The organism is Chromatiales bacterium, assembly GCA_024234935.1.
GTDB lineage: Bacteria > Pseudomonadota > Gammaproteobacteria > Steroidobacterales.
The window spans coordinates 736,649-750,917 of record JACKNI010000001.1 but is presented as its reverse complement, the minus strand read 5'-3'; the positions used below and the strand labels follow the sequence as shown (position 1 = coordinate 750,917).

The following is a 14,269-nucleotide window of genomic DNA, read 5'->3' as shown; positions in this document are numbered from 1 at the left end:
GACGCCATGCCAACCATTCTCAATTCCCTGCTCGCCTTCATTGCGGCCATCGCGCTGCTTGTAGCGGTACACGAATTCGGGCACTACGCCGTTGCCCGCCTGTTTGGTGTGAAGGTTTTGCGTTACTCGATTGGTTTCGGGCAGGTGCTCTGGTCCCGCCGTGCCGGTGCTGACCAGACTGAATACTGCCTGTCGGCGATACCGCTTGGCGGCTATGTGAAACTGCTTGACGAACGGGATTGTGCGGTGAGCTTTGCCGAGCGCGGGCGCGCATTCAACCGGCAGTCGGGACCGGTGCGCATGGCCGTTCTGTTTGCCGGGCCGGCGTTCAATCTGGTTTTTGCCGTGCTCGCCTATACGCTGATGTTCATGCACGGTGTGCCGGGCATCAAGCCAGTGATCGGTGCCGTCGACCCCGGGTCAGTGGCCGCGAGTGCCGGGTTGAGCGAAGGCGACACCATCGTTTCGGTCGGGACGCGGCGCGTTCTGACCTGGGAGTCCGCCACGTTGGGCATGCTGGATGAACTGCTGACCAACGGAGCGATTCGTCTCGATGTGAGTTGGAGGAATGGTGCCGAGTCGCCGGCAGTGCGGCGGGTGGTGCTGCAGACAGCAGGCCTTGAGTCCGAGTTGACGGAGCCGGGGCAGTTGTTTGTGAAGCTCGGCTTCAGGCCCTGGAGGCCCGTCCCGGATGCGGTTATCGGTGAGCTGGTTGCGGGCGGCCCTGCCGAGCGTGCCGGTATCCAGTCCGGTGACCGGGTGCTGGCGGTCGATGGTATCGCTGTGGGCAACTGGGCGGAATGGGTGGAAATGATACGTGCCCGCCCCGGACAGCGTATTGAAGTCAAGTTGGAGAGGGCTGAGGAAGAGCTGGATCTGCCGGTCGATGTGGAAGCGGTGGACAGCGATGCCGGTTCAATTGGCCGTATCGGTGCCGCGGTTCTGCTGTCACCCGGCGAATTCGACAGCATGCGCGCCGAGGAGCGTTATGCGCCCCTTGAAGCCCTGCAACGTGCCTCTGTCAGGACCTGGGAGATGAGCGCGCTGACGCTGCGCATGATCTGGCGGATGCTGGTTGGTGATGTTTCGGTAAAGAATATCAGTGGTCCGATCAATATCGCCCAATATGCAGGCTATAGTGCGAGCATCGGGATTTCGGCATTTCTGGGTTTTCTTGCAGTGGTCAGTATCAGTCTCGGTGTACTCAATCTGCTGCCTGTGCCGATGCTTGATGGCGGTCAAATCGTCTACACGCTGGCCGAGCAGTTGAAGGGCAGCCCCTTGTCGGAACGTGCGCAGATGATCGGGCAGCAAGTGGGCATCGGCCTGCTGCTGCTCCTGATGAGCTTCGCTTTTTACAACGATATTTCCAGATTGCTCGGCTGAGTCAGTGATGGGTCTGTTTTCGCCGGGTTATCGATTTGCGCGCCTGCTGTTTGTACCGGCCTTGCTGCTGCTGGCACTGGTCGCACACGGCCAGGTTGCGGCCCCTGATGCCGATGATCTGGTGGTGCGCAATATCCGCGTCGAAGGCCTGCAGCGGATCGCCGAAGGCACGGTGTTCAATTACCTGCCGGTAAATATCGGTGACCGCATCGATCAGGGTCGTATCCAGGAGGCCATCCGGGCAGTGTATGGCACCGGTTTCTTTCGCGATGTCGAGATACGCTGGGATAGTGGAACCCTGATCATTGCCGTGTCGGAGCGCCCGTCGATTGCAAGTTTCTCGATAACCGGCAACAAGGACATCAAGACTGAAGACCTGCAGGAACCGCTGGCGAGGATCGGCCTCAAGCAGGGCCGTATCTTCAACCAGTCCGTGCTGGATGAGGTCGAGCAGTCGCTGACCGACCAGTATTTCAGTCGTGGCAAATATGCGGCAAAGGTAACAACGGCCGTCGAAACCTTGCCGGACAACAAGGTCGCAATCGCCATCACGATCAAGGAAGGCGACCGCGCCCGGATCAGGCAAATCAATCTGGTCGGCAATCACAGCTTCAGCGACAAGGAAATTCTCGAGCGATTCGAGCTGAAGACACCGACCTGGCTGTCGTTCATCAGGCAGGACGATCGCTATTCGCGCGAAGCGCTGTCCGGGGATCTGGAAACGCTGCGCTCCTTTTACATGGACAGGGGTTTTGCCGATTTCAACATCGAGTCGACCCAGGTGGCGATATCTCCCGACAAACGGGATATTTTCGTTACGATCAATCTGCTCGAAGGCGATCGCTACAGGATCAGCGATGTACGTCTCGCCGGAGATCTGGTGCTGTCGGAGGCGCAGCTCAATCCGTTTATACGGGTCAAGCCCGGGCAGGGCTATTCGCAGCAACTGATTACGCAGAGCGCGGACATGATCCGCCTGCGCCTGAGTGAAGAGGGCTACGCATTCGCCAGCGTCGATCCAGTGCCGGAGCTTGACCGGGAGGCCAAGACCGCGGCGATCACGCTCTATGTCGAACCGAAGAACCGCGTCTACGTGCGGCGTATCAATTTCAACGGCACATCTTCCATCAACGATGAGGTGTTGCGGCGCGAGGTTCGGCAACTGGAGGACGGCTACCTGTCGAACAGCCGGCTGGAGCGCTCGAAGATCCGTCTGCAGCGTTTGCCTTATATCGAGAAGGTGGAGGAAACCACCAATCCGGTGCCGGGTACGCCGGATCTCGTTGATCTGGATTTCGACATCAAGGAGGGCCTCCCGGGGCAGTTTGGCGGCGGTGTTGGCTATTCCCAGTCGCAGAAGCTGATATTCAACGGGAACTTCGTGCACACCAATTTCATGGGCAGCGGCAACCGCGTTCAGGCCGATGTCAATACAGGTCAGTACCGTACTGTCTACGGGCTTTCCTACACGGACCCCTACACGACGATCAATGAGGTCAGTCGTACGATCAGCCTTGCCTATCGCGACATCACGCAGTTCACCTCGGATGCGTCCGACTTTTCGACCAAGACCCTGTCCGTGTCTGCCGAATACAGTTATCCGGTCACCGAGTACCAGCGGCTCATCTTCGGCGGCACGCTGCAGAGTTCCGAGTTGCTCAGCGACAGCTTCCAGACCGAGCAGGCGCAGCGGTGGGTGCGCAATAACGGTAACAGTACGACTGATATCGTGCCGGGTGGTGCGATATACACCACCAAGTTCGATACCGTCGAGTTGCTGGCAGGCTGGGTCTACGACACCCGCAACCGCGGCTTGTTTGCGGACCGTGGTGCCCGCCATCGGCTGACCGCCAACGTTACGGTTCCGGGCAGTGATGTCGAGTACTACACACTCAACTACAATTTCCAGAAATACCTGCCGGTCAACCGCTGGGCAACCTTCCTGTTCAGCCTCGACCTCGGTTATGGCGCGGCGCTCGGTGATACGACTTCATTGCCGCCATACAGAAACTACTTTGCAGGTGGTCCGGATACGGTGCGTGGTTACCGGGAAAACGACCTGGGCCCCAAGGATACGTTCGGCAGACCCTATGGCGGCGACCTGCTGACGGCGGGTCAGGTCGAGCTGCTGCTGCCGATTCCGGAGAAGTGGGAGGCCAAGTCGCGATTTACCCTGTTTTTCGACATGGGTAACGTCTATTCGGTTGGCGATGTCCAGTTTTACGACAAACAGCTTCAACCGATCGACTATCATTTCGATGCGAGCAACCTGAAGCGTTCTTACGGCATATCGGCCCAATGGCTGGCGCCCCTTGGGTTGTTCCGTTTCAGCTATGCTTTCCCGATGGATGCTGACGACGGTACCACCACTTTGTGGGGTGACAAGACCGAGCGATTCCAGTTCTCGATCGGTGGTGCGTTCTAGGTCCGGGCGTGTTAAGAACAATTTCAGGTGCGGGATCCGGGATGGCGGCGGCAGCCGCCGGAACTTAAACTCTTAATGAAACAGGGAATTACGATGTTGCAGATCAGGAAGTGGGCGGTGCTGGCGACGATAACCGGTTTGCTGGCCGTACCGCAGGTCGTACTGGCGCAGGCGGCGAAACCGCTCAAGGTGGGCTTCGTCAACGTGGCGCGTTTGCTGGCCGAGTCGCCACAGGCCAATGCGGCAAATCGTTCACTCGAGAATGAATTTGCCCCGCGGCAACGTGATCTGCTGGCCAAGCAGAAGGCATTCAAGGACCGCGCCGACAAGATGCAGAAGGATGCGGCAGTGATGGGTGCCGACGAGCGTCGCAACGCGGAGAACGACATGCGGCGCGACGAGCGTGACCTGACACGCCAGCTCGATGAACTCCGTGAGGACCTTAACAACCGCAAGAACGAGGAACTCGGCAAGCTGCGCGTCAATCTGCTTGGAGAAGTGGAGAGCTTTGCCCGTCAGGGCGGGTATGACCTGATCATCAGCGATGCCCTGTATGTGAGTCCGGGCCTCGATGTCACCGCGCAGGTATTGCAGGCCCTGCAGAGTCGGTCGGGTGCTGCCAAAGCGCCAGCCAAGCCCTGAGGCACTGGCGCGCCGGCCGGCGCCAGCGGGCCGCCTGATGCGCTTGATTCCATGGGTATGACACTGGGTCAGCTGGCCGTCCGCTACGGCTGTGAATTGCGCGGCGACCCGGACAGCGTCGTGCACGGGGTTGCCACGCTCGCTTCGGCGGCGCCGGGTTCCATCAGTTTTCTCGCCAACCCCGTTTACCGCTCCCAGTTGGCCTCTACGCGGGCGACAGCCGTGATACTCCGTACCGCGGATGCGGCCGGGTGTCCCGTTGCTGTTCTCGTTGCGCAGGATCCCTACGCAGTCTATGCGCGGGTCGCCGCAGAGCTGCATCCCGTGCCACCGCTGCGGCCGGGTATCCATGCGGCTGCTGTACTTGGTGCCGCGACCCTGGTCCCGTCGAGTTGCCAGATCGATGCCGGTGCCGTGCTTGCTGACAGGGTGTCGCTTGGCGAACGGGTGAGCATCGGCGCGAATGTGGTCATCGGTGAAGGTGTGGAAGTCGGCGCAGGTACCCGCATCTGCGCTGGTGCAGTGATCTACACGGGTGTCAGGCTCGGCAGTCGCTGCATCATTCATTCGGGTGCTGTCATCGGCGCGGATGGCTTCGGTTTTGCGCGTGAACGCGACGGCAGCCAGCTCAAGGTACCGCAGATTGGCGGCGTGGTTATTGGTGACGATGTCGAGATCGGTGCCTGCACGACCATCGATCGCGGTGCAATCGGCGATACGTTTGTCGCTGATGGTGTCAAGCTCGATAACCAGATACAGGTCGGGCACAATGTGCGCATCGGTGCGCATACGGTGATTGCCGGCCAGGCTGGCATATCCGGCAGTACGATCATCGGCGCACGCTGCACGATCGGCGGAAGGGCTGCCATTGCTGGTCATATCGTCATTGCTGATGACGTCGTAATCGGTGGCGGGACGAGCGTGACGGGTTCATTGCTGAAACCAGGTATCTATGCCGGTGGCGGTACGCCTGCGGATACCCTGCAGCGCTGGCGCAGGAACATGGTGCGATTTGGTCAGCTTGACGAACTTGCGCGCCGGCTTCGGGCCGTCGAAAAGCGCATCAACCGGGACTCCTGAGTGACTGCAATTCATCCAACCGCGATCGTATCGGCCGAGGCCGAACTCGACAGCAGTGTCAGCGTCGGCCCATACGCCATCATCGGTCCTGGCGTGCATGTCGGCGCGGGTACCACAATCGGTGCCCATGCGCTGCTCAAGGGGCCGGCAACCATCGGTCGCGACAACCGGATCTTCGGCTTTGCCGTCATCGGCGAGGATCCGCAGGACAAGAAGTATGGCGGTGAGGAGACGCGGCTGGAGATCGGCGACCGCAACACCTTCCGTGAGTTCTGTACGGTTCACCGCGGCACGACCCAGGACAAGGGTGTCACGTGTATCGGCAACGACAACTGGATCATGGCCTACGTCCATATCGCCCATGACTGCGTCCTGGCCAACGATGTGATTTGCTCCAATAACACGACGCTTGCCGGCCATGTACAGGTTGGCGATCACGTGATCTGCAGTGGGTTCTCTGCGATCCACCAGTACTGCCGGCTGGGCGCACACAGCTTCCTCGGCGGTTTTGCCGGTATCACCCGTGACGTACCGCCCTATGTCATGGTGGCGGGGCAGCCGACTGCTCCGCATGGCATCAATACCGAAGGACTCAAGCGTCGCGGTTTCAGTACCGAGCAGCTGCGCAACCTGAAGGACGCATACCGGATCCTGTACCGCGATGGCCTGCAGCTGGCGGAGGCGCGTGACCGGATCGCGGCGCTTGCGGAGAGCCAGCCAGAGCTGCGCATCCTGGTCGATTTCATCGATTCCTCCGAGCGGAGCCTGATCCGCTGACTCGCCGCATGTCGCGGATTGCCATCGTTGCGGGTGAGATTTCCGGAGACCGGCTCGGTGCCGGCCTGATCCACGCCGTAAATGCGCGGCATCCGGAAATCCGCTTTGCCGGCATTGCCGGACCACTGATGCAGGCCGCCGGCGCAGAAGCCTGGCGGCATAGCGATGAACTGGCCGTGATGGGCCTTGCCGAGGTCGTACGCCATCTGCCGCGTCTGCGGCGCATCATCCGCGAACTCGAGGCGCGTCTGCTCGCCGATCCGCCCGACCTGTACATCGGCATCGATGCGCCGGATTTCAACCTCCGCATCGAGCGGACGATGCGCAGAGCGGGTATACCGACTGTGCACTATGTGTCGCCCTCCGTATGGGCGTGGCGCAGCGGTCGGGTTCGCGTGTTGCGTGAAGCCTGCGACAATGTGTTGTGCCTGCTCCCATTTGAGGCGGAGTTCCTGCAGCGGCACCAGGTGCCAGCCGTTTTCGTCGGTCACCCGCTCGCCGATGAACTGCCGGCTGACCCGGATCCCGTACCCGCACGCCGGGCGCTCGGTTTGCCGGAGACGGGGCGAGTGGTGGCCCTGCTGCCCGGCAGCCGGGGCGGCGAACTCGAGCGACTCGGTCCGGTATTCGCTGAAACCGCACGCTGGCTGAGCTCTCGCCTGCCTGATGTAGTCTTTGTCGCGCCAATGGCGACGCCGGCCTTGCGTACCCGTTTCGCGGCGCAATGGCAGCGGGTGGCGGGTGGGTTGCCGATACAGCTGGTCGATGGCCAGTCACACACGGTCATGGCGGCCGCCGATGCGATTCTGCTGGCCTCCGGCACGGCCACGCTCGAGGCCATGCTGCTCAACCGGCCGATGGTGGTGGCGTACCGTATCTCGCCACTCAGCTATGCGCTGGTGAAGCTTTTTCGGCTGATCCATGTGCAGTACATGGCGCTGCCGAATCTGCTCGCCGACGAGCGTTTGGTGCCGGAGTTCGTGCAGGGTCAGGTTGAGCCGGCGATACTCGGTGCTGCGCTGCTTGAGTTGCTGGAGAAGCCGGAAAATCGCCAGCGTCTGGCCGGGCGCTTTCGTGAGCTGGGAGACCGGCTGCGCCACGCTGCCAGCGAGCGCGCAGCGGACACGGTATTGGCGATGCTGAAGCGGAGCTGAGTTCCGGGCCACGGGCCGATTGCAGGAGCGCTGCGCGGCCGGTTCAGCTCCGTATAATCCCGCATTCCATGTATTCCTCTTTCACACCGAATAACCCCGGCGGTCGCGCCACTACCGTAGCTGGCATCGATGAAGCCGGACGCGGGCCGCTGGCTGGCGCAGTCGTCGCCGCCGCGGTGGTACTCACTCCCGGTCAGGTTCTTCCCGGTGTGCGTGATTCCAAGCAACTGAGCGCGGCCCGCCGCGAGGCGCTGGTGGACGAAATCCGCAGCAGTGCGCTCGCCTGGTGCATCGGTGTCGCGACGCATGCAGAAATCGATTCGCTGAATATCCTGCACGCCACAATGCTGGCCATGTCCCGCGCCTTTGCCGGCCTGGGCATGCGGCCTGATCTGGTGCAGATCGATGGCAACCGGGCGCCACGGTTCGATGGCTTCACGGGAACCGTAGAGACCGTGATCGGCGGCGACCGGAGCTGTCCGGCGATTTCGGCTGCTTCGATACTCGCCAAGGTCCATCGCGATCAGTTGATGATGGAACTGCATGTCGAGTATCCCGGCTATGGCTTCGACCGCCACAAGGGTTATCCGACCGCCGAACATCGGGCCGCGTTGCTGGCGCTCGGTCCCTGTCCGGCGCATCGCCGCAGCTTTGCGCCTGTGCGTGCCGCATTGACCGGCGCGAGACGGCCTGTGGAACTGTCGTGATGACAGCGCCTGGTTTCGTGCATCTGCACGTGCATACCGAGTACTCGCTGATCGACAGCGTTGTGCGCCTGTCTGGACTTGTGGCTGCCACAGCTGCGGCCGGCATGCCGGCCGTCGCCATTACCGATCAGGGCAATCTGTTCGGCCTGGTCAAGTTCTATCGTCAGGCGCTCGATGCCGGTATCAAGCCGCTGATCGGGGCTGAAATCCGGGTGACAGGCCGCGAGGAGCAGGCCGACGGTGCGCGACTGGTTCTCCTGTGCCGGAACGCTGCCGGCTATCGCAGCCTGTCCCGCCTGCTCAGCCGTGCCTGGCTGGAGGGCCAGGTTGACGGCATACCCCAGGTACATGCCAGCTGGTTTGATGGCGGTGCCACGAGCGGACTGGTTGCCCTGTCAGGCGGCCAGGACGGTGTGCTTGGCCGCGCGCTGCTCGGCGGGCCGCCGGAACGTGCCGAACGTGCCGCAGCGGCATACAGCGAGTGGTTCGGTGGTGACTTCTACATCGAACTGCAGCGCACTGGCCGGCCGCACGAAAATGCCTATGTCGAAGCGGCAACGCTTTTTGCGAGCCGGATGGGACTGCCGGTCGTTGCGACCAACGATGTGCGTTTTCTGAAGCCCGATGACTTCGATGCACATGAGGCGCGGGTCTGCATCCAGCAGGGCAGAACCCTTGCTGATCCCGGTCGTCCGCGCCTGTACAGCGAGCAGCAATACCTGCGCACACCGGAAGAGATGCAGTCGCTGTTTGCCGACCTGCCCGAGGCGCTGGCGAACTCGGTAGAGATCGCAAGGCGCTGCAACGTCACGCTCAGCCTGGGTGAAACCCATCTGCCGGACTATGCGGTGCCCAACGGCCTGCTGCCGGCAGACTATCTGCGCGAGCAGGCAGAAGCGGGACTTGCACAGCGCCTGTCCGAAACCGGTCCCGGTCAGGTCAGCGGTCCCGTGGCCGGCTATCAGCAACGTCTTGCCGATGAGCTGTCGGTGATCTGCCGGATGGGTTTCGCAGGCTATTTCCTGATCGTCGCCGACTTCATCCGCTGGGCGAAAGAGCATGAGATTCCGGTGGGCCCGGGGCGTGGTTCCGGTGCCGGCTCGCTGGTCGCGTGGGTGCTCGGCATCACCGACCTCGATCCGATCCGCTACGATCTGCTCTTCGAGCGTTTCCTGAATCCGGAGCGCGTGTCCATGCCGGACTTCGACATCGACTTCTGCATGGAGGGCCGTGACCGGGTAATCGAGTATGTCGGCGAGCGCTATGGGCGTGACCGCGTCTCGCAGATCATCACCTACGGCACCATGGCTGCGCGCGCCGTGGTACGGGATACGGGGCGCGTGCTCGGCCATCCCTACGGTTTCGTCGACCGCATCGCGAAGCTGATTCCCAATGCGCCAGGTGTCGAGATGACGCTCGGGATTGCCCTGCAGCAGGAAGCCGAGCTGGCCGCACTGTATGCGGAGGATGATGAGGTGCGCAGTCTCATCGACCTGGCCCGGCAGCTTGAGGGACTGGTGCGCAATGCCGGCCGGCATGCCGGTGGCATCGTCATCGCACCGCGGGAGATCACCGAGTTCACGCCGCTTTATCAGGTGGCCGGCGAAAAGACGGCTGTTACCCAGTTCGACAAGGATGACGTTGAGGCGACGGGGCTCGTCAAGTTCGACTTTCTGGGCCTGCGCACACTGACGATCATCGATCGTGCGGTACGCGTGATCAATGCTGAACGAGAGGCCGGCGGTGAGGCGCCTGTCGATATCCGTCAGTTGCCGCTGGATGATCCAGCCACCTTCGCGTTGCTCAAGGCCTGCAAGACGATATGTGTCTTCCAGCTCGAATCGCCGGGCATGCGTGACCTGATGCGTCGCTTGCAGCCCGACAGCTTCGGCGACATCGTGGCGCTGGTGGCGTTGTTCCGGCCTGGCCCGCTGCAGTCGGGGATGGTTGACGACTTCATCAACCGCAAGCACGCCGATGCGAGCCAGCCCATCGATTACCTGCACCCGGACCTGGAACCGGTACTGCGGGAAACCTACGGCGTGATTCTCTACCAGGAGCAGGTGATGCAGATCGCCCAGCGCCTGGCCGGCTATTCACTCGGCGAGGCCGACCTGCTGCGCCGTGCGATGGGCAAGAAAAAGGCCGAGGAGATGGCCAAGCAGCGCGCGGGATTCACCGACCGCGCGGCGGAGCGCGGTACGGACCGTGGCCGGGCGACCGGGATCTTCGACCTGATGGAGAAGTTTGCCGGTTACGGCTTCAACAAGTCGCACTCGGCGGCTTATGCCCTGCTGGCGTACCAGACTGCCTGGCTCAAGGCCAACCATCCGGCCGCATTCATGGCGGCGGTAATGACGACAGAAATGGACAATACCGATGCGCTTGTCGTGCAGAAGCGCGAGTGCGCGGCGCTCGGAATCGAGTTGCGGCCGCCCGATGTGAATGTGTCGAAGCATGCGTTTACCGTGGAGGCGGGGAACAGCATCCGCTATGGTCTTGGTGCGATCAAGGGCGTGGGGCAGGGGGCTGCTGAACACATAGTCGCGCAGCGGAACGAATCCGGGATCTACCGGAGTCTGCAGGATTTCTGCGTGCGGGTTGGAGGCCAGAAGCTCGGCCGTCGGCCGGTCGAAGCACTGATCAAGGCCGGCGCTCTGGATGCCCTCGGACCGAACCGGCCGAGCCTGCTCGCGGAGTTGCCACGCGCGATGGACGCGGCGGATCAGGCAGCTGCGGCCGACCGGGCAGGCCAGGAGGACATGTTCGGTGCGCCGGCCAGCCAGCCGGCTGCCGAGCAAGTCGTGCCGGAGCTTGCCGACTGGGGGCTGGGCCGCAAACTGCAGGCCGAGCGGGAAAGCCTCGGTCTTTATCTCAGCGGTCATCCCTTTGACCAGTACCGCGCCGACCAGCCATTCATCTGCAGCTCGACCATCGAGGGGCTGATCTCGGAACCGCCACCCGTAGCGGGTGAGTTTCGCGGTCCGGCCCGTGAAGTTACGGTTGGCGGTATCGTTGCATCGATACGCAAGCGTGGTTCCCGCGTATCGGTCGAGCTGGATGACGGCACCGGGACGATTGAGGTCGGATTTTTTCAGGAGGCCTACGACCGCTGGCGCCACCTGCTCGGCAGTCAGGCGCTGGTGGCCATCAGCGGCTCACTGCGCTTTGACGAGTTCATCAACGGCTGGCGGCTTGCCGCCAAAGACGTGCTGGATCTCGACCGCCTGGTCGAGGCACGCGCTACCGGTCTCCTGCTGCGCTGGCGTACCGATGTGGAGCGCAACCTGACGCCGGAGCTGCTCAAGAACGTGCTGGAGCCTCATCGGCCGGGTCGCTGTGCGGTGACGGTGCACTATCGGCACAATGGCGGCCAGGCGCGACTGGTGCTGGGCAGCGACTGGTCGATCCGGCCGGCACGTGAACTCCGCGAACGGCTGTCGGAACTGGTCGGGAACGACGGCTTCCGTTTCGTGTATGAGGGCCCGAGGCAGTGAACAGGCGGTATGGGTGGCTTGTAAGGCGGGCGTGCGCCGGTTTAGTGTGGCCGCGCGGCAGTCGCAGCAGGGAGTCACGGCTCTGAAATTTCTGGATTTTGAACAGCCCATCGCGGAGCTCGAAGCGAAAATCGACGAGCTGCGTTTTGTCGGTGATGATTCCGAGGTCAACATCAGCGATGAGATTGCGCGCCTGAAAGCGAAGAGCGATACGCTCACGCGCAGCATATTTTCGAGCCTCTCGTCGTGGCAGGTTGCCCAGCTTGCACGCCACCCGCTTCGCCCCTATACGCTGGACTATCTTGGTGTCATCAGCCCCGACTTCCAGGAGCTGCATGGCGACCGGATGTATGCGGATGACCCGGCGATGGTCGGCGGTCTCGGGCGTCTGGACGGCAAGCCGGTGGTCTATATCGGCCAGCAGAAGGGCCGGGACACGAAGGAGCGGGTGCGCCGCAACTACGGCATGCCGAAGCCCGAGGGTTATCGCAAGGCGCTGCGACTGTTCCGCATGGCCGAGAAGTTTCGTCTGCCGGTGATCAGCTTCATCGATACGCCGGGCGCCTACCCGGGCATCGGCGCCGAGGAGCGGGGGCAGAGTGAGGCTATCGCACGCAACCTGTTCGAGATGGCCCACCTCAAGGTACCGATCATCAGCATCGTGATCGGTGAGGGCGGTTCCGGCGGCGCGCTGGCGATCGGTGTTGCTGATCGGGTGCTGATGCTCGAGTACAGTATTTACTCGGTTATTTCGCCGGAAGGTTGCGCGAGCATCCTGTGGAAGAGTGCGGAGAAGGCTGAACTCGCGGCTGAAGCGATGGGCGTAACGGCCCCACGGCTGCGCGAGCTGGGTCTGGTCGACGAAGTGGTGCGCGAACCGCTGGGAGGCGCGCATCGCGATCCGGCGGTCACTGCCGAGTCCATACGCGGCGCGCTGGTGAGGCACATGCGCGATTTCGATGCCGTGGATGTCAACGAGTTGCTGCGACGACGCTCGGCGCGTCTGGCTTCATATGGCAGTTTTCGTGAGAGCTGAGCCGGGCTGAAGCCATGCTGGTCAGCAGATGAGCAGCCAGCTTGCAGATATTCCGCAGAGTCTGACCCGGTCCATTCCGGGCGGGATATCCCTGTGTGTTGCCCTGAGCGGTGGTCGCGATTCCTCCGTGCTGTTGCATGCGCTGGCCGGGCTGCGTGACCGGAACGACTGGCAGCTGCGCGCGGTGCATGTCAATCATGGCTTGCAATCCCGGGCGGACACATGGGCCCGTCACTGTGCGCAGTTCTGCGCCGGCCTGGATGTACCGCTGCGTGTCCGGTCGGTCGTGATATCAAGGGATGCGGGGCATGGCATCGAGGCTGCGGCGCGGGAAGCGCGCTACTCGGCCTTGCGTGCCGAGATCCACCCCGGGGAGTGGCTGCTGACCGCCCACCATGAAGACGACCAGCTAGAGACGGTGCTCCTGCATCTGCTGCGTGGTTCCGGCGTGAGTGGCCTCGCCGGCATACCCTCCGGCAGCGATTTTGCCGCCGGACGACTGTGCCGGCCGCTGCTCGGCGTATCGCGTGCGAGCATCGAGGCCTATGCGGGGATCCATGCGCTCCACTGGATCGATGATCCGACGAACGCCGATATCGCGCTGGATCGCAATTTCCTGCGTGCCCAGGTCGTTCCGGCGCTGCGGCTGCGCTGGCCGACGGCGGCCCGGGCGGCGGGGCGCAGTGCCCGGCTGGCCGGCGAGGCGGCAAATCTGCTCGAAGACCTTGCGCACATTGATGAACTCGCCGTGATGCGGGAAGGGGCCCTGAGCCTGCTGCCGTTTCGCGCGCTCGGTGCAGCCCGCCAGCGCAACCTCATTCGCAGTCTCGTGAGGCGACGCGGCTGGTCCATGCCACCGGAGCAGCGGCTCCGTTCGGGCCTGCAGCAGCTGCTGGATGCGCGGGTAGATCGTCATCCGGTGCTCGCCTGGTCAGACCATGAGATCCGGCGCTTTCGTGAGCGCCTGTACCTGATCGAAGCCGGACCGGTTGCCGGTCTGGCTGATAGTCATGTCTGGAGCGGTGAGGGCGAATTGCTGCTCGGCGGCCCGCGTGGCCGACTGCGACTGCAGCCAACGGTCGGTGTCGGTCTGGCGTCAAGCGCCCTGAGCGGCGGGCTGCGGGTCGCTTTTCGCGCCGGCGGGGAAGCGGTGCAGACCAGCGGGGATCTGCACCACCGGACCCTGAAATACCTGTTTCAGAAACATGCCGTCGTGCCGTGGATGCGCGGCCATATTCCCTTGCTGTATGCCGGCGGCGAACTGGCCGCCGTTGCAAACCTTTGGCTGGCTGACTGGGCGATGGCCCGGCCTGGCGAGCCCGGTGTGGTGCTTGTCTGGGAAGGGCATGCCGCAATCGTCTGAATCCCGCATTGTTCGCCGTGGAGCGATCTGGTAACTTTTCCTCCCCATCTACCTCCTTGTTGGAGAGTCCAGCCCAGACAGCTCGTCGCCTTACCTGCTCGATCCGGCCGGTGAGGACTGCACTCTGTCTGTTTGCTGGATACTGGCTTTTGTATTTGCAGCCGATCCCGGGCCTCGCCTCACAAGGTATGGCGCCGCCGGT

The 14,269-nt window shown here is 62.7% G+C and carries 10 protein-coding genes; all 10 read left to right on the top strand.

Annotated elements, in window-relative coordinates; genetic code table 11:
• Window positions 1–6: 6 nt before the first annotated feature.
• Window positions 7–1,386: an RIP metalloprotease RseP gene (rseP, locus tag H6979_03615; protein MCP5138930.1), complete on the top strand. Its 1,380-nt coding sequence runs from the start codon at window positions 7–9 to the stop codon at window positions 1,384–1,386.
• 7 nt (window positions 1,387–1,393) lie between these two features.
• Window positions 1,394–3,811, top strand: a complete 2,418-nt coding sequence (gene bamA / locus H6979_03610) for an outer membrane protein assembly factor BamA (protein MCP5138929.1) — start codon at window positions 1,394–1,396, stop codon at window positions 3,809–3,811.
• A 75-nt stretch (window positions 3,812–3,886) separates the two neighbouring features.
• Entirely contained in the window at window positions 3,887–4,453 is a 567-nt protein-coding gene (locus H6979_03605) for an OmpH family outer membrane protein (GenBank protein MCP5138928.1), read from the top strand.
• A 51-nt stretch (window positions 4,454–4,504) separates the two neighbouring features.
• Window positions 4,505–5,533, top strand: a complete 1,029-nt coding sequence (lpxD, locus tag H6979_03600; protein MCP5138927.1) for a UDP-3-O-(3-hydroxymyristoyl)glucosamine N-acyltransferase — start codon at window positions 4,505–4,507, stop codon at window positions 5,531–5,533.
• Window positions 5,534–6,310, top strand: a complete 777-nt coding sequence (lpxA, locus tag H6979_03595) for an acyl-ACP--UDP-N-acetylglucosamine O-acyltransferase (protein ID MCP5138926.1) — start codon at window positions 5,534–5,536, stop codon at window positions 6,308–6,310.
• Between the two features lie 8 nt (window positions 6,311–6,318).
• Window positions 6,319–7,464: a lipid-A-disaccharide synthase gene (gene lpxB, locus H6979_03590; protein MCP5138925.1), complete on the top strand. Its 1,146-nt coding sequence runs from the start codon at window positions 6,319–6,321 to the stop codon at window positions 7,462–7,464.
• Window positions 7,465–7,532: 68 nt separating this feature from the next.
• Window positions 7,533–8,171 (top strand): ribonuclease HII, encoded by a 639-nt coding sequence (gene rnhB, locus H6979_03585; protein ID MCP5138924.1) that lies wholly within the window; start codon window positions 7,533–7,535, stop codon window positions 8,169–8,171.
• A complete protein-coding gene (gene dnaE, locus H6979_03580; protein ID MCP5138923.1) occupies window positions 8,171–11,668 on the top strand; it encodes a DNA polymerase III subunit alpha in 3,498 nt (1,165 codons plus the stop codon). The genes rnhB and dnaE overlap by 1 nt, the downstream gene beginning before the upstream one ends.
• Entirely contained in the window at window positions 11,649–12,704 is a 1,056-nt protein-coding gene (locus H6979_03575; protein ID MCP5138922.1) for an acetyl-CoA carboxylase carboxyltransferase subunit alpha, read from the top strand. Before dnaE ends, H6979_03575 begins: the two co-directional genes overlap by 20 nt.
• A gap of 28 nt (window positions 12,705–12,732) precedes the next feature.
• The gene (gene tilS, locus H6979_03570) at window positions 12,733–14,067 is read left to right on the top strand and encodes a tRNA lysidine(34) synthetase TilS (protein ID MCP5138921.1); all 1,335 of its coding nucleotides are present in this window, start codon (window positions 12,733–12,735) and stop codon (window positions 14,065–14,067) included.
• Window positions 14,068–14,269 lie beyond the last annotated feature (202 nt).